Below are 16,133 nucleotides of genomic sequence, written 5' to 3'. Positions count from 1 at the left end.
TGCGCAGCGAGCGCGACCAGTCCCGAGCGAGCCGTGTGCGCCGGCGCCTGCCTGGGCGCATCACACGGTCACGAGATCCCGCAGCCGTTCCAGCGTCGCCTCACCGATGCCCGGAACGTCGAGCAGCTGCTCGACGCTGGTGAAGGGTCCGCTGTTGGTTCGGTATTCGATGATCGCGTTGGCTGTCGCCGGCCCGACGCCCGGCAGGACGTCAAGACCCGCCGCATCGGCAGTGTTGATATTGACCTTCTGCCCCGGTGCCGCGGGTTGTCCGGGTCCCGGCGGCTGCCCCGGTCCCGCTGGCTGCCCCGGCCCTGCCGGCCCGGCCCCCGGTGCTGCTCCGCCCCCTTCCGCCGGTGCTGCGGCAGGATTCCCGGAAGTGGATTCGGTGCGCACCGGAACGATGATCTGCTCACCGTCGACCAGCACACGCGCCAGGTTGACCGCGCCGGTGTCGGCCTTGGCAGTCGACCCGCCCGCGGCGTCGACTGCATCGGACACACGGGCTCCCGGCGGCAGGCTCACCACCCCGGGCCGATTGACTTCCCCGACGACGTGAACGGTGACCTCGGCGGCCTCACTCGTTGAGTTCTCCGGCTCCGATTGCACCGCGGTCGGGTCATCCGCACCGGCGACCGAACCGTCGACTGAACCGGCGGGCGGCTGCGAGGTCGGTGAGACGAGCACGAAGACGATGACGCCGGCCAGCGTCAGCGCTGCGATCCCCCAGACCGCCCAGCGACCGGGGAACGGGCGGGTGCGCGGCTCCTCACCGTCGTCGTCATCCAGGTCGTCGTCCAGGTCCTCATCCTCGGGAACCCAACCGCGGGAGGAACCGCGACTCACGAGCAGCGAGAACCGGTCATCGGGTGAAGGTGCCATGCGGCGAGATTAGACAGGAAGTCGGCCTCGACTCATTCGCGCAGCGGCCCTGTGGACGCCTGCTGAGCAGTCCACAGGCTGCCGACGCACCCTCGCCGGTCCTGTGACCTGCCGATGGCACCGCGCCTGTCCGACAGCCGATCGATCGCGCCCGGCCCGCACAGGATCGCGACCTCTCCCGTCCCACGAACGAGCGACCGCGACCGCACCTGTCCGGCAGGCAACCACAGCGGTCGAGTTCCGCCCGGCTAACGGCCGCGCCGGCGCCTAGGGTCGGGTCTGCACGGTGACGCCGAGTGCGCCCGGACCGACATGCGCGGTGATCACCGTCGAGAGGACCTCGGTCCTGATCTCGGGGTCGCCGTGCAGCTCTGCGTGCGCGAGCAGATCGAGGACGCGCTGCAGGGCTTTGCCCGCCGCCCCCGGCGTCGACTCGGGGTGCTGGACCACGACTTCGAGCCGCACCTCCGAATCGCGTTCGGTGAACTCCGCGCAGGTTTCCGCCACCAGTCGGACCAATCGGTCGTGTGCCTTCTGCGCAGTCCGCACGCGGGCCAGGGGCACAACCGATCCGGCCCGCAAGCCGAGGACAGGGGTGATCGCGAGGGCTCTGCCGAGCAGGGATGCGGCAGTGCCGATCCGGCCACCGCGCCGGAGGTATTCCAAGTCCTCGGGAATGAAGAACGTCCGAGTCTCCGCCGCACACCAATCCTCGATCTCCCCTGCCACGGACGCTGCGGACATCCCCGATGCGATGCCTGCCACACCGATTGCGGCCGCGCCGGCCAAGCCGGCCGAGGTGGTCCGGGAGTCGATGACGTGAATCTCGATGTCGGGATAGTCCGCAGCCGCGGCGACCGCGGCGGAATGGGTGCCGGAGAGCACCGAGGGAAGGGTCAGGATCAGCACGGACTTCGCGCCTGCGGCGATGAGCTCATCGAGTGCCTCGCCGAAGGCCTCGACACCCGGCAGCGACGTGGTCACCGAGGTGCCGGCCCGCATCTGGGCGCAGATCTCGTCGGCGGACCAATCCCGGTCGGGGCGCTCCTGGTCACCGACGGCAACGGTGAGATCGACGACGCCGAACAAGCCTGAGAGCGCAGCACGGTGGCCCGCGGCGCGCTCAGCGGACAGCTGCGCAGTCGAGTCCACCAGCAGGCCGGTCGGCGTGGCCTGTCCCCCGCCGGTGCCGGGTCCGGTGCTGCTCGGATCGGCGGTCATGGTCGGCCCAGTGCTCGGTAGATCCAGCCGGCGGCCCGCCACTGCACCGGATCGAGCACGTTGCGGCCATCCAGGATCGCCTTCGACCGCACCAGGGACGCCGCATGCTCCGGATCCAGCTCCCGGTACTGCTGCCACTCCGTCAGCAGCAGCACCGCATCCGCACCCGACAGCGCCGCCTCCAGATCCCGCTCATACCCCAGATCCGGGAACAACCTGCGGGCATTGTCGATCGCCTCCGGATCACTCACCGTCACCGACCCGCCCTGCAGCGCGATCAGCCCGGCCACCGCCAGCGCCGGCGAATCCCGCACATCATCGGAATTCGGCTTGAACGCCGCCCCCAGCACCGTGATCCGCTTCCCGATGAACGACCCATCCACCACCTCGCGGGCCAGGTCCACCATCCGCACCCGCCTGCGCATATTGATCGAATCGATCTCCCGCAGGAACGCCACCGCCTGATCAGCACCCAGCTCCCCGGCCCGGGCCATGAACGCCCGAATGTCCTTCGGCAGACACCCACCCCCGAAGCCCAGCCCCGCATTCAGGAACTTCCGCCCGATCCGATCATCCATCCCGATCGCATCCGCCAGCACCGTCACGTCACCCCCGGCCGCCTCACACAGCTCCGCCATCGCATTGATGAACGAGATCTTCGTGGCCAAGAACGAATTCGCCGCCGTCTTCACCAACTCCGCCGTCGCGTAATCCGCGACCAACCGCGGCGTGCCCGCCGCCAGAATCGGCGCATACACCTCATCCAGCACCGCCACCGCACGCTCACCGGCCGCGCCAGCAGGCACCCCGTACACCAGCCGATCGGGAGTCACCGTGTCCTCCACCGCATGCCCCTCCCGCAGGAACTCCGGATTCCACGCCAGCTCACCCCCGGCATCCCGCACCGACTCCGCCAACCGGGCAGCCGAGCCCACCGGCACCGTCGACTTGCCTACCACCAGATCGCCCGCCGACAGCACCGGCAGCAACGACTCCACCGCCGCGTCCACATACGTCATATCCGCGGCGAACTCACCCTTGCGCTGCGGTGTGCCCACACACACGAAATGCACCGACGCCCCCGCAGCCGCGGCGAACTCCGTCGAGAACGACAACCGCCCCGACTCCAACCCGGCAGCCAGCAGCTCCCCCAGCCCCGGCTCGAAGAACGGCGCCCGCGCCGCCGACAACGCCTCGATCTTGGCCGCATCCACGTCGACACCGCACACCTCATGACCCAACGACGCCATCGCCGCAGCATGCACAGCCCCCAGATAGCCACAACCGATGACCGAAATCCGTGTCATTTCCCTAATCAATTCCTTGTCGTCGACGATCCGGACGGCTCTTGGAGAGCTTCACTCAGCATAGATCCAGCAGAATCGACTGCCGGCATTGACTACTCTGGGACATGTGAAGCGTCTCGGAGATTTCCTGCTGAATTCACCTGCCGCCACCGTGCTCGCGGGCACCGCCGCAGTGTGCCTGGTCGTCTACCTCATTCCTGGCCTGCACTCAGTGGCCTGGATCATCGGCCTGGTGTCGGTAGCAGTGATGCTGGGCGTGCTGATGCTGCTGCAGCAGCAGTGGTCGCAGGAGCAGGCCCGGATCGATGACCTCAACGCGCGCCTCGCCGAGGCACGCGGGGCGATCGGCGGCGTCACCCTGAGCGCACCTGCAGAGGACGAACCCGGGGAGGACACCAGGCGCGCGGACCGGATCCGGGAGCTGTTTCCGACGACATCGGGCCTCGTCCAGCAGATCCGCCTGGAGTCCGGCTTCAGCGAACTCGATCCCCAGCTGCTGGTGCCGCTGCGCACCTTCCTGGACGAGTTCTCGCACACGAGCTTCGAGAATCAGGCTTCGCACTTCGCCTTCATGGACTTCTACCGTGCGGGCAAGGCGTTCGCGGAGTGGGTGGATGCCGAAGCGCGCGAGGAGAACGGATTGCTGGAGGTCGTCCCGGGCGACGAACGCCCTGGCGGCTGGCGATCCTTCTCTGATGCCCGCGAGATCGGTGAGCGCCGGATCGATGCGTTCCTCCGCACGCGGCAGTCCTTCGAGCGCATCGCGCTGGAGAACAGCGTCATCTCCTGAAGCCGACGGCAGCGGCGGCTCCGTCAGAAGCCGCCGCTGCCGTGCACATCACTTCGGAGTTCAGTCCGGTCAGTGCCGAATCCACCAGGTGTCGTCCGGTCCGGGCGGCATCCGGCGCTTGTGCTCGGTCGAGCGGAAGCGCATCTCGATGCGATCGGCGACGTCGTCGGGCACGTCCTTGCCCTCGAGGTAGTCATCGATCTGCTCGTAGGTCAGCCCCAGCGAGCTCTCGTCGGTCTCTCCCGGATTCTCATCGAGGAGATCGGCGGTCGGCACCTTGGTGTAGAGCTGCTCGGGAGCGCCGAGGTGCCTGAGCATCGCCTTCCCCTGGCGTTTGGTCAGGCCCGCGAGCGGCAGCACGTCGGCTCCGCCGTCGCCGAACTTGGTGTAGAAACCGGTGACCGCCTCGGCCGCGTGGTCAGCGCCGATGACGAGCAGACCGTGGTCGGCACCGATCGCGTACTGGGCGATCATCCGCATCCGCGCCTTCACGTTGCCCTTGTCGAAGTCCGTCATCGGCTGCCCGAGCGCCTTGTGGAACTCCTCCGCGATGCCGTCCGTCCCACCGGCGATATTCATCGTGATCTCGTGATCGGCGCCGATGAAGTCGAGGGCGGCCTGCGCGTCGTCCTCATCGTGCTGAACCCTGTAGGGCAGCCGAACGGCATGGAATTCCGCCTGGTGGCTGCGTCGCCGCAGCTCCTCAACGGCCAGCTGCGCGAGCTTCCCCGCCAGCGTCGAGTCCTGCCCGCCGGAGATGCCGAAGACGAAGCCCGAGGCGCCCGCGGTCAGGCAGTAGTCGACGAGGAACTGGACACGCCTATCGACCTCGACCCGGGGGTCAATCTCGGGCACCACGCCGAGCACTGTGCGAATATGCTGAGAAAATGAGCTCATGACCCCAGGCTACCGCGCCAGCGTTTCGCCAGGGTTTCGCGGCGAGGATTGATTGTTCACCGGTGTTTCGCCGCGGGGATTGATTGTTCACCGATGTTTCGCCGCGGGGGTTCGTTGCGCTCAGCGCTCGGGCTCAGGCGTCGGGGACGATGTTGACCAGCTTCGGTGCGCGGATGATCACCTTCCGCACTCCGGCGCCGGCGAGCGTTCGCTGCGCCCCGTCGGATGCCAGCGCGAGGCGTTCGAGCTCCTCGGCGCTGATGCCAGGGTCCACCTCGAGCCGATCGCGCACCTTCCCCTTCACCTGCACCACGCAGGTGACGGTGTCGGGAACCAGGTACTGCTCGTCGTGATCCGGATAGTCCTGGTAGGTGATGGTCTCCCGGTGGCCGAGCAGCTCCCAGATCTCCTCCGCGAGGTGCGGTGCCAGCGGGGCGAGCATGATGGTCAGCGGCTCGATGACTTCCCGCGGTGCGGTCCCCTGCTTGGTCAGGTGGTTGGTCAGCACGATGAGCTTCGACACGACGGTGTTGAACCGGAAGTTCTCCATGTCCTCGCGGACCCCGGCGATCGTGGCGTGCAGGAGCTTGCGGGTCTCCTCGTCTGCCGGGTCGTCGGTGATCAGCGTCTGCCCGGTCCGCTCGTCGACGACGAGGCGCCAGACTCGCTGCAGGAACCTCTGGGCACCGCTGACCGCGCGCGTCTCCCATGGCCGCGAGAGCTCGAGCGGGCCCATCGACATCTCGTACACGCGAAAGGTGTCGGCGCCGTACTCGGAATACATCTGATCCGGCGTCACCATGTTCTTCAGCGACTTGCCCATCTTGCCGTACTCGCGCTCGACCTGGTCGCTTCCGTGCCAGTAGGTCGTCACCCCGGCATCGTCGGTCTTCTCCTCGACCTCGTCCGCCGGGACGTAGACCCCGCGCGAGTCCGTGTAGGCGAAGGCCTGGATGTAGCCCTGGTTGATGAGCTTGTGGAACGGCTCGAACGAGCTGATGTGACCGAGGTCGTAGAGGACCTTGTGCCAGAACCGTGAGTACAGCAGGTGCAGCACAGCATGCTCGACGCCGCCGACATACAGGTCCGCCCCGCCCGAGGTGCTCGTCTCGTCCGGTCCCAGCCAGTAGGCCTCGTTGACCGGATCGACGAGCTGCTCGGCGTTGCGCGGGTCCGCATAGCGCAGCTGGTACCAGGACGAGCCGGCCCAGTTCGGCATCGTGTTCGTCTCGCGCCGATAGGTCTTGGGACCGTCGCCGAGGTCGAGAGTGACGTTGACCCAGTCCTGGTTGCGGCCCAGCGGCGGCTCGGGGTCACTCTCGACGTCGTCGGCGGCGAAGGTGCGCGGCGAGAAGTCCGAGACCTCGGGCAGGTCGACCGGAAGCTGCTCGTCCGGCAGCGCAATCGGAGTGCCCTCCTCGTCGTAGACGATCGGAAAGGGCTCGCCCCAGTAGCGCTGGCGGGAGAACAGCCAGTCGCGCAGGCGGTACTGAGTGGCGGCGCGGGCCAGGCCTTTGGCGGTCAGCCAATCCAGCATCCGCTCCTTGGCCTCTTCGACCGAGGTGCCGTTGAGATCGATCTCCGCATTGGCGGAGTTGATCTTGGGGCCCTCGCCGGTGAAGGCGGCGTCCTCGTCATGATCGGGTCCGGGCTGCACCGTGCGGACGTAGGGCAGACCGAACTCCTTGGCGAAGTCCCAGTCCCGCTTGTCTTCGGCGGGCACACCCATGACCGCCCCGGTGCCGTAGCCCATGAGCACGTAGTCGGCGACGAACACCGGCAGCTCGCGGCCATTGGCGGGGTTGACCACCGTGGTGCCGGTGAAGACGCCGGTCTTCTCCGGATTCTCCTGCCGCTCTGCCGGAGTCATGCGCGCCGCGTGGGCCTGGTAGGCGGCGACCGCCTCGGCCGGGGTGTCCGCTGCACCGCGCCACTTCTGCGGCACGTCTGCGTCCCACTGCTCGGCGGTGAGCGCCTCCACCAGGGGATGCTCGGGGCTGAGCACCATGGACGTGGCGCCGAAGAGGGTGTCCGGTCGGGTGGTGTAGACCTCGATGTCCAGACCGTCGCGAACCGGGAACGTCAGAACTGCTCCGGTCGAGCGGCCGATCCAATTGCGCTGCATGTGCTTGACCGCCGCTGGCCAGTCGACGGTGTCCAGGTCGTCGTCGAGCCGGTCGGCGTAGGCCGTGATGCGCATGTTCCACTGCTTGAGCTTGCGGGTGAAGACGGGGAAGTTGCCCCGTTCCGACCGGCCCTCGGCAGTGACCTCCTCGTTCGCGAGCACGGTCCCCAGACCCGGGCACCAGTTGACCGGCGATTCCGAGACGTAGGCCAGCCGGTGCTGCTGCAGCACATCCTCGCGCTCAGCACCGCTGAGCTCCGTCCAGGGCCGACCGATGCCGGTGTCGCGACCGGCCTCGAACTGCGCGACCAGCGTCTCGATCGGCCGGGCGCCGCCCTTGCCGTCGCGCGCCTCGGGGTCGTACCAGGAGTTGAAGATCTGGAGGAAGATCCATTGGGTCCACTTGATGAAATCCGGATCAGTCGTGGAGAAGGTGCGCCGATCATCGTGGCCGAGTCCGAGCCGGCGCAGCTGCCGGCGCATATTCGCGATGTTCTCCTCGGTCGTGATGCGCGGGTGCTGGCCGGTCTGGACCGCGTACTGCTCGGCGGGCAGGCCGAAGGAGTCGTAGCCCAGAGCGTGCATGACGTTCTTGCCGAGCATCCGGTTGAAGCGCGCGTACACGTCCGAGGCCAGATAGCCCAGCGGATGGCCCACATGCAGCCCCTTCCCGGACGGGTAGGGGAACATGTCCATGATGTACACCGGCTCGAGGTCCTGAGCCTTGACTCCGCGCGGCACCTCGGCGAGCTCCCCGACCGGATTGGGAGCCGCGAAGGTCCCCTCCCGCTGCCACCGCTCCTGCCACTTCTCCTCGATCCGACCCGCAAGATCAGCGTCATAGCGGAAGTCGACGGAATCGGGCTGCTCAGCGGCAGAGCTCATGGGTGTCCTTTCACATGCGGTTCTACGCGGAATTCGCCAGTTGGTCGCCGATCAGCGGTATGCGACAATCCAGGTGACTCAACCCAGCCATGGTACTCCCTGGGATCGCGGCCCGTGAAAAGGTCGAGAAACCGCAACGATTCCCGGATGACGACGCCCTGCAACGCACCCCGGACCATAGGATCGAAGGCAGCAGCCCCCGATCGCCGAGTCGCCCGCGGAGTGCCACTCCCCGACGACAGCACCCGCACGAAGCATCCGAAGGAGACATGCCGATGTCAGCGCACACCATGCCCCAGTCCGTCACCCCGGTCACCGGCTACGAGGTCGACACGACGTCGACCACCACCGACACGCTGCTCGCCCGGGTCTCCGTCGATCCCAGCGCGACTCTGCTCGCGCGGCCGGCGGGTGACGGCTGGGAGGATGTCTCCGCTCAGGAATTCCTCGACGATGTCCGCGCAGTGGCCAAGGGGCTCGTCGCATCCGGAGTCGAGGTCGGACAGCGGGTGGGACTGTTCGGACAGACGGCATACGAGTGGACGCTCGCCGACTATGCGATCTGGTTCGCCGGCGGCATCTCCGTCCCCTTCTACGACACGGCATCCCACGACCAGCTCACCTGGATGATCGAGGACGCGGGCGTCGACCGCGGCTTCGTCCAGTCGAGCGCGCATGCCGACCGCGTCCGGGCCGCGGTGGGCGGTTCACCGGTGACGATCTGGGTCTACGAGGAGTCCGGCCTGGACGACCTCCGCGCCGCCGGTTCCGGGATCTCCGACGCGCAGCTCGAGGCGCGGCGGGCCGCCGTCACCTCGGACTCGGTGGCGACGCTGATCTACACCTCGGGCACCACCGGCAAGTCCAAGGGCTGCGTCATCACCCACGCGAACTTCGTGCAGACCGCGCAGGCCGCCCAGGTGCAGATTCCCGAGGTCGTCCGGCCGGGCGCCCGGTGCCTGTTGTTCATCCCATTGGCGCACGTGTTCGCGCGGTTCATCCAGGTGCTCGCCATCAGCTCGGGCGTCGTGCTGGCCCACAATTCCGATCTGACGAAGCTGACCGACTCCCTGGCGTCGTTCAAGCCGACGTTCATCCTCGGCGTCCCGCGCGTCTTCGAGAAGGTCTTCAACGCCGCGCTGGCGAAGGCGGAGAGCGGGGGCCGGGGCGGCATCTTCCGCCGGGCCGAGGCGGTCGCCGTCGCGTACTCGAGAGCGCTCGACGAGGGACGCGTGCCGATGGGAATCCGTCTCCAGCACGCGGTGTTCGACAGACTCGTCTACTCGAAGCTGCGCGCCGTGATGGGCGGGGACGTCGGGCATGCTGTCTCCGGAGGCGGACCGCTCGGCGAGCACCTCGGCCATTTCTACCGCGGCATCGGGCTCGTCGTCCTCGAAGGCTACGGGCTGACCGAGACCACCGCTCCCATCACCGTGAACGTCCCGAGCAAGGCGAAGATCGGGACGGTCGGAGTGCCGCTGCCCGGCTGCGCGGTTGCGATCGCCCCGGACGGCGAGGTGCTCGCCAAGGGAGTCTCGGTGTTCCGGGAGTACTGGAAGAACGAGAAGGCCACCGCCGAGACATTTGTCGACGGGTGGTTCGCCACCGGGGACATCGGCGAGCTCGACGAGGACGGCTACCTGCGGATCACCGGCCGGAAGAAGGAGCTGATCGTCACCTCGAGCGGCAAGAACGTCGCTCCTGCTCCGCTGGAGGACTCGCTCCGCAGGCATCCGATCATCGCCCAGCCGGTCGTGCTCGGCGACAACCGCAACTTCATCTCCGCGCTGATCTTCCTCGACCCCGAGATGCTGCCCGGCTGGCTGGAGAACAAGGGCCTGCCGGCGATGACGCTGAAGGAGGCGGCCTCCGACGAGCGCGTTCGAGATGCGGTCGCCCGGGCCGTCGAGCGGACCAATTCGACTGTGTCGAAGGCGGAGGGGATCAAGGAGTTCCGGATCGTGCCGGTTGAGCTGACCGAGCAGAACGGGTATCTCTCAGCGAAGCAGTCGGTGAAGCGTCACCTGATCGACCGCGATTTCGCTGAGCTGATCGACGAGATCTACGCCGGCCAGCCCGTGCGCTGAAGCGCGCGACAGATGACGGCAGCAGGATAGTCACCCGGTAGCAGCCGGGGACCGGCAAGCGCGCGGCAGAAGACGGCAGCAGGGCGCCCGGGACCGGCAGAGCGCGAGTCCCGAGGCGCCTCGGGCCCGGCCGGGCGGGAGGCCGGAGGAGCCGCGGGTCGGTCAGGGAGGCTGCTCAGGTGTGGGCCTGGGCAGCCTCCGCTCGGTACTGTTTCCACGTGACTGCGGCTCCGGTTCCGGCCAGCACCAGGACCAGCGCGACCATGCCCCCGATCGTGGTGTCGAGCACCCGGTCGGTGAGGATGACGCCCACCGGGGCCGGTGCCGACAGCTGCCCGACCAGCAGCGCCAGCGGAGTGATGAAGAGCAGCGCGAACCAGTAGACCTTGCCGACGAACAGCTCGACCATGAACTGGCAGAATGCGGCGATCACGATGACGACCCACACGGGCGGACCGGTCAGCAGGATCAGTCCGGTGACGACGACGCCCAGCGCGGTCCCGATGACTCGGTGGATGATGCGGGTCACTTTGCGCGGCGCGTAGGGGCGAGGCACGCAGGCGGCGACGGCCACGGCAGCCCAGTAGGAGTGGCTCAGACCCATGCCGGCGGCGATGAGCAGAGCCACGACGACACCGAGGGCATTCTCCCCGGCGTGCAGCCAGACGATCCCGTCGCGCCAGGCACCGGGCCGGCGCTCGACCTTCCGCAGTCGGCTCAGCACGGCCTGATGTCGTCCGGGTGCGCGCCGGATCAGCCAGCCGGCCATGGCCACGATCCAGCAGAACACCACCGTGGCCACCGAGATCGAATATCGCGGGAGGTACTCCTCCGCGGTCACCGGGATGCTGGAGATCACGCTGAAGGAGAAGACGTAGAACACTGAGCCGAACGGGATCCAGCCCATATGGGAGGACAGCACCACGCCGAGCGCGGAGACGATGAACAGGCCGACAGCGATCGTGATCACGCCGCCGCCGAGCATCGCGACCACCATGGCCACGGCGATGATCACCAGGAAGCTGATGCCGGCGACAACGACAGTCACCAGCCTCGAGCGGTAGGCCTCGTACCGCCCGTAGAGGGAGGTGAAAGCAGCGAATGCGACGTAGGCGGACAGCTGGGAGAGCCCGGCGAACAGGAGCACCAGCAGCGGCACGAGCACGCAGATTCCGGCGCGCACTCCCGCTTCCACGTCCAGCCGACCGAGCTTCCCCGGCCGCATCCACCTCGGTGCTTCCACTGCCCTCACTGTCTCCCAATCCTCCTTCTCGCACCATGCGGCTCGCAATGGCGACCTGCTGATGTCGACCTGGTGATGTCGAACCGCCGGCGACGCGCGAGTCCGCTGGACCGCATGCGACGAGCGGCTCCTCGGGCGAAATCCCCGCCATGCAGCACACAGACTCCGACGACGTGAATGTGCCAGACTCGAGAGTTCAACCACGCTCGCCACCTGACGCCGGGAGGCACATCTTGAAAGATCAGTACGACACCAAGGGCAGCTATGTCACCGAAGGACAGGAGTTCAAGAGGGACACGAACTACATCACCGACCGGATCCTGGCCGATCCCGAAGCCGAATGGCCAGTGGAATCGGGCCGCTACCGGCTGATCGCGGCGCGCGCATGTCCGTGGGCGAACCGCACGATGATTGTACGCCGCCTCCTCGGGCTGGAGGACGCGATCTCGATCGGAATGCCGGGACCGACGCACGACAAGCGGTCGTGGACATTCGATCTCGACGAGGACGGCAGGGACCCGGTGCTCGGCATCGAGCGGCTCCAGGAGGCGTACTTCGCCCGGTTCCCCGACTATCCGCGCGGGATCACCGTGCCGGCGATCGTCGACATCCCATCGGGGGCTGTGGTGACCAACGACTACAACCAGATCACCCTCGACCTCTCTTCGCAGTGGCGCGAGCATCATCGGCCCGGGGCACCCGAACTGTATCCGGAGCATCTTCGCGCGGAGATGGACCCGCTCATCAAGCTCATCTTCACCGAGGTCAACAATGGGGTGTACCGATGCGGGTTCGCCGGATCCCAGGAAGCGTACGAATCGGCGTTCACCCGCCTGTTCGACGCCCTCGACACACTCGAGGACCGGCTCGAGTCCCGCCGGTTCCTGATGGGCGAGACGATCACCGAGGTCGATGTGCGGCTCTTCACCACTCTGGTCCGCTTCGATGCCGTGTACTACTCGCACTTCAAGTGCAACCGCCAGCGCCTTGTCGACTTCCCCAACCTGTGGGCCTACGCCAGAGATCTGTTCCAGACTCCCGGGTTCGGTGACACGGTCGACTTCGTCCAGATCAAGCAGCACTATTTCATCGTGCACACCGACATCAACCCGACGCAGATCGTGCCGGTGGGCCCGGACCTCTCCGGCTGGCTGAGCGAGCACGGCCGCGACGAGCGGTTCGGCGGCTCGCCCTTCGGGGAGGGCACCCCTCCCGGACCGCCCAGCGCCCACGATTCCGTGGACCCGGCTCACACGGCTGAGGCCTGGATCAGCTGAGGCCTGGATCAGCAGAGCCTGACCCAGCCTTGTGGCACGCTGGAGTCGAGCCCCCGCTCGTGGTCGGATCTCCGATCTCGAGCGGGGGGCTCATCTCCTGTTCAGCGCGGCGAGGCGCCTGATCACTGCGGTCGGCGCCCGTCCTCGGAATCGTGCCGGCCGAATCGGTGCTGATCGGATTCGCGCTGGTCGGATTCGTGCGGGTCGCCTGCCTCGATCTCCGCGGCGAGTCGACGCTCGACCCGGTTGCGGCGAATCCGCCGTTGCACCCACCAGACGACGGCGATCAGCACCAGGGCGATGACGATCCGCTGGAACCAGCCCGCATAGTCCTCGACGAGCTGCCAGTTCTCGCCGAGAAGGTAACCGGCGACGACGAAGATCGAGTTCCAGATCAGGCTGCCGAGAGTCGTGAACAGCATGAAGACGGACAGGCGCATCTTCTCGACCCCGGCCGGGATCGAGATCAGCGACCGGAACAGCGGGATCATTCGGCCGAAGAAGACTGCTGCCGGCCCGTGCTTGGCGAACCACGAGACCGTCTTGTCGATGTCGACGACGTCGATGAGGGGGATCTTGGACGCCCAGCGGCGCAGCCGCTCCAGTCCGAAGGCGTAGCCGAGGTAATACAGTCCGAGGGCACCGACGACTGAGCCCACGGTCGCGAAGACGATCGCGCCGAAGAGGTTCATCGAGCCCTGGGATGCGGTGAAGCCCGCCAATGGGAGAATGATCTCGCTGGGGATCGGTGGGAAGATGTTCTCCAGCGCGACGAGGAGTCCGACGCCGGCCACTCCCAGGGTCTCCATCACCGAGACGACCCAGCCGGTGAATCCGGTGAGTGCTCCTCCGGAGCTTGCTGCCAGCTGCTCGGTCGCGTGTGAAGTCATGACGGCAAGCCTATAGTCGGTGTCTGGGATTTTTCGCAATCGCGGCATCCATGCCGCGTCGAGTAGCCTCGACCGAGAAGCCCACCGCCATCACCAGCCTGCTCGTCCTCGCTCTGCACCACCTTCCACGAGATGCAGCAGGACCAGGACACGAGGAAGGAGCACCGCCTCTTTGAGCAGCACTCCGCTCACCGGTGAATCCACGGGCACCGCCCCTGCGGCATCACGCACCGGAACGAATTCGACCGGTGCACGAGACCATGGCTCGGCCCCCGTCGCCACCGACGGCAGACCTCCCATCAGCAGAGCATTCTTCGAGCGCCCCGTTCTCGAAGTCGCTCCCGAGGTGCTGGGAGGCGTTCTCACCCGACGCATCCCAGGACTGCCGGAGGTGGCCGTCCGGATCACCGAGGTCGAGGCGTACGACGGCCGCATCGATCCCGCCTCCCACGCCTATCGGGGCAGGACTCCGCGCAACGCCTCGATGTTCGGGCCGCCGGGGCATCTGTACTGCTACTTCATCTACGGCATCCACTACAGCCTGAACATGGTCTGTGAGCCGGAGGGCGAGCCGACCGGTCTGCTGGTACGGGCCGGAGAAGTCGTCGCAGGCCATGAGCTCGCGCGCGAGCGCCGCTCGGTCCGGCGCCGCACCCCTCCCACCGATCGCGAGCTGGCCCGCGGGCCCGGCTGCGTTGCCCAGGCCCTCGGCGCGACCACGGAATCGGACGGTGCGGACCTGTTCGGCGATGAGTGGGCATTCACTCCCCCAGCATCGCTGTCAACTTTCGCCGTCGGTCCGCGCGTGGGCGTCAGCGGCCCCGGCGCAGATCCCGAGGCGTTCCCGTGGCGCTTCAGCATTCCGGGAGATCCGACAGTCTCAGCGTTCGTGAAGGGACGCGGGTGAGCTCCGCACAGGGTTGGACGCAGACTCCGCACCGAGTTGGACGCAGACCGCGCCTTGGACCGGGTGCCCGCATCGTTCGACAATGGGTAAAATCCAAGCAAGCAACGGATTTCCACAGCGGATCATCGAGCTTCCGCTGCGGAACATCGCAATTTCTGCAATGAAGGGGACTGTCAGGTGACTGATCAGACGACCGCAACAATGGACGAGTGGGCAGCCAAGCAGGATGCCGCTGAGAGGATGATCCCGGTCGTGGGTCGCCTCTACCGCAACAATGACGTGCTCCTGACGGTGTACGGCCGCAGCCTGCTGAACAAGTCGGTCACCGGAATCCTCAAGGCGCACCGCTATGCCCGGCACTTCGACGGCGCCGAGCTCGACATCGCCGAGACCGCAGCCATCGTCAACGAGCTCGAGGCGCTCAACCTCGGCACCAGCAGCATCGACCTCGGTCGCCTGGCAGCAGGCTTCCGCAGCTCCGACCAGTCCGATCTCGTGGCTTTCCTCCGCAGTGAGCTCGCCGACGTCGTGGATGGTGTGGGAGAGACGCCCGGTGAACCGCGGGACGTCGTGCTCTACGGCTTCGGACGCATCGGCCGTCTGCTTGCTCGGATCCTCGTCGACCACGCCGGCGGCACCGGTCTGCGCCTGCGGGCGATAGTCGTGCGCAAGAACAGCGAGAACGACATCGTCAAGCGCGCCTCCCTCCTTCGCCGTGACTCCGTGCACGGCAAGTTCGACGGCACCATCATCGTCGACGAGGAGAACAACACGATCCAGGCCAACGGCGTCCTCATCCAGGTGATCTACTCCGGCGACCCCTCGCAGGTCGACTACACGGAGTACGGCATCAAGGATGCGATCGTCATCGACAACACCGGTCGCTGGCGGGACGAGGAAGGTCTCAAGCAGCACCTCGACTGCCCCGGCGTGTCGAAGGTGCTGCTCACCGCACCGGGCAAGGGCGACATCAAGAACATCGTCTACGGCGTCAACAACTCCGACATCCGGCCGGACGACACGATCCTGTCGGCCGCCTCGTGCACGACCAACGCCATCACCCCGGTCCTCCAGGTGATCAACGACGAGTTCGGAGTGCGCAACGGCCACGTCGAGACCGTCCACTCGTTCACCAATGACCAGAATCTCATCGACAACTTCCACAAGGGGTCGCGTCGCGGTCGTGCGGCCGGCCTCAACATGGTGCTCACGGAGACCGGTGCGGCGAAGGCCGTGGCCAAGGCCCTGCCGGAGCTGAAGGGCAAACTGTCGGGCAATGCCATCCGCGTCCCCACCCCGGACGTGTCGATGGCGATCCTCAACCTCAACCTGGAGCGGGAGACCACGGTCGACCAGCTCAACGGCTTCCTGCGGGAGACCTCGCTCCACTCGCAGCTGCGCAATCAGATCGACTACATCGCCTCCCCCGAGGTCGTGTCGACTGATTTCGTCGGCTCCAAGCGGGCAGGCATCGTCGACGGTCTGGCAACAATCGTCGACGGGGACCGTGTCGTGGTCTACGTCTGGTACGACAACGAGTTCGGCTACTCCTGCCAGGTCGTCCGCTGCGTGGCTGACATGGCGTGCATCGACACCCCGTCGCTGCCCAAGCGCGTCTGACC

At 67.0% G+C, this 16,133-nt stretch carries 12 protein-coding genes; 5 read left to right on the top strand and 7 right to left on the bottom strand.

The window, feature by feature from the left end; all coding sequences use genetic code 11:
• Positions 1–60 precede the first annotated feature (60 nt).
• The 3 genes from LXN01_RS03535 to LXN01_RS03525 form a co-directional block, all read right to left on the bottom strand.
• A complete protein-coding gene (locus LXN01_RS03535; protein ID WP_236863193.1) occupies positions 61–882 on the bottom strand; it encodes a ComEA family DNA-binding protein in 822 nt (273 codons plus the stop codon).
• 267 nt (positions 883–1,149) lie between these two features.
• On the bottom strand, positions 1,150–2,103 hold the full coding sequence (locus tag LXN01_RS03530; RefSeq protein WP_236863192.1) for a DegV family protein: 954 nt from the start codon (positions 2,101–2,103) through the stop codon (positions 1,150–1,152).
• Complete coding sequence (locus LXN01_RS03525; RefSeq protein WP_236863191.1) at positions 2,100–3,410, bottom strand: UDP-glucose dehydrogenase family protein; 1,311 nt, start codon at positions 3,408–3,410, stop codon at positions 2,100–2,102. Before LXN01_RS03525 ends, LXN01_RS03530 begins: the two co-directional genes overlap by 4 nt.
• Positions 3,411–3,516: 106 nt before the next feature.
• Here LXN01_RS03525 and LXN01_RS03520 point away from each other — a divergent pair, with 106 nt between their 5' ends.
• Positions 3,517–4,200 carry a hypothetical protein gene (locus LXN01_RS03520; protein ID WP_236863190.1) on the top strand — a complete coding sequence of 228 codons (684 nt, stop codon included), beginning with the start codon at positions 3,517–3,519 and terminating at the stop codon, positions 4,198–4,200.
• Positions 4,201–4,269: 69 nt separating this feature from the next.
• On the opposite strand, the gene nadE is transcribed toward LXN01_RS03520, so the two are convergent.
• Together nadE and leuS are read right to left on the bottom strand one after the other, a co-directional pair.
• On the bottom strand, positions 4,270–5,097 hold the full coding sequence (gene nadE, locus LXN01_RS03515; RefSeq protein WP_236863189.1) for an NAD(+) synthase: 828 nt from the start codon (positions 5,095–5,097) through the stop codon (positions 4,270–4,272).
• A 133-nt stretch (positions 5,098–5,230) separates the two neighbouring features.
• Entirely contained in the window at positions 5,231–8,107 is a 2,877-nt protein-coding gene (gene leuS / locus LXN01_RS03510) for a leucine--tRNA ligase (protein WP_236863188.1), read from the bottom strand.
• A 275-nt stretch (positions 8,108–8,382) separates the two neighbouring features.
• Between leuS and LXN01_RS03505 the strand changes: the two genes are divergently transcribed.
• Positions 8,383–10,194, top strand: a complete 1,812-nt coding sequence (locus tag LXN01_RS03505; RefSeq protein ID WP_236863187.1) for an AMP-dependent synthetase/ligase — start codon at positions 8,383–8,385, stop codon at positions 10,192–10,194.
• A 175-nt stretch (positions 10,195–10,369) separates the two neighbouring features.
• Here LXN01_RS03505 and LXN01_RS16290 read toward each other — a convergent pair whose 3' ends face one another.
• Positions 10,370–11,437: an FUSC family protein gene (locus LXN01_RS16290; protein WP_236863186.1), complete on the bottom strand. Its 1,068-nt coding sequence runs from the start codon at positions 11,435–11,437 to the stop codon at positions 10,370–10,372.
• A gap of 233 nt (positions 11,438–11,670) precedes the next feature.
• Here LXN01_RS16290 and LXN01_RS03495 point away from each other — a divergent pair, with 233 nt between their 5' ends.
• On the top strand, positions 11,671–12,714 hold the full coding sequence (locus LXN01_RS03495) for a glutathione S-transferase family protein (protein WP_236863185.1): 1,044 nt from the start codon (positions 11,671–11,673) through the stop codon (positions 12,712–12,714).
• A gap of 122 nt (positions 12,715–12,836) precedes the next feature.
• Here LXN01_RS03495 and LXN01_RS03490 read toward each other — a convergent pair whose 3' ends face one another.
• A complete protein-coding gene (locus tag LXN01_RS03490; protein ID WP_236863184.1) occupies positions 12,837–13,604 on the bottom strand; it encodes a DedA family protein in 768 nt (255 codons plus the stop codon).
• A gap of 172 nt (positions 13,605–13,776) precedes the next feature.
• Here LXN01_RS03490 and LXN01_RS03485 point away from each other — a divergent pair, with 172 nt between their 5' ends.
• Positions 13,777–14,511, top strand: coding sequence for a DNA-3-methyladenine glycosylase (locus tag LXN01_RS03485; RefSeq protein ID WP_272902171.1), 735 nt, complete (start codon positions 13,777–13,779; stop codon positions 14,509–14,511).
• Positions 14,512–14,688: 177 nt separating this feature from the next.
• A complete protein-coding gene (locus LXN01_RS03480) occupies positions 14,689–16,131 on the top strand; it encodes a glyceraldehyde-3-phosphate dehydrogenase (RefSeq protein ID WP_236863183.1) in 1,443 nt (480 codons plus the stop codon).
• Positions 16,132–16,133 lie beyond the last annotated feature (2 nt).

The sequence above is a fragment of the Brevibacterium daeguense genome, from assembly GCF_021729135.1.
In the GTDB taxonomy this organism is placed as follows: Bacteria; Actinomycetota; Actinomycetes; order Actinomycetales; family Brevibacteriaceae; genus Brevibacterium; species Brevibacterium daeguense.
The sequence above is the reverse complement of the archived record's forward strand: the minus strand, read 5'-3'. Positions and strand labels throughout refer to the sequence as shown.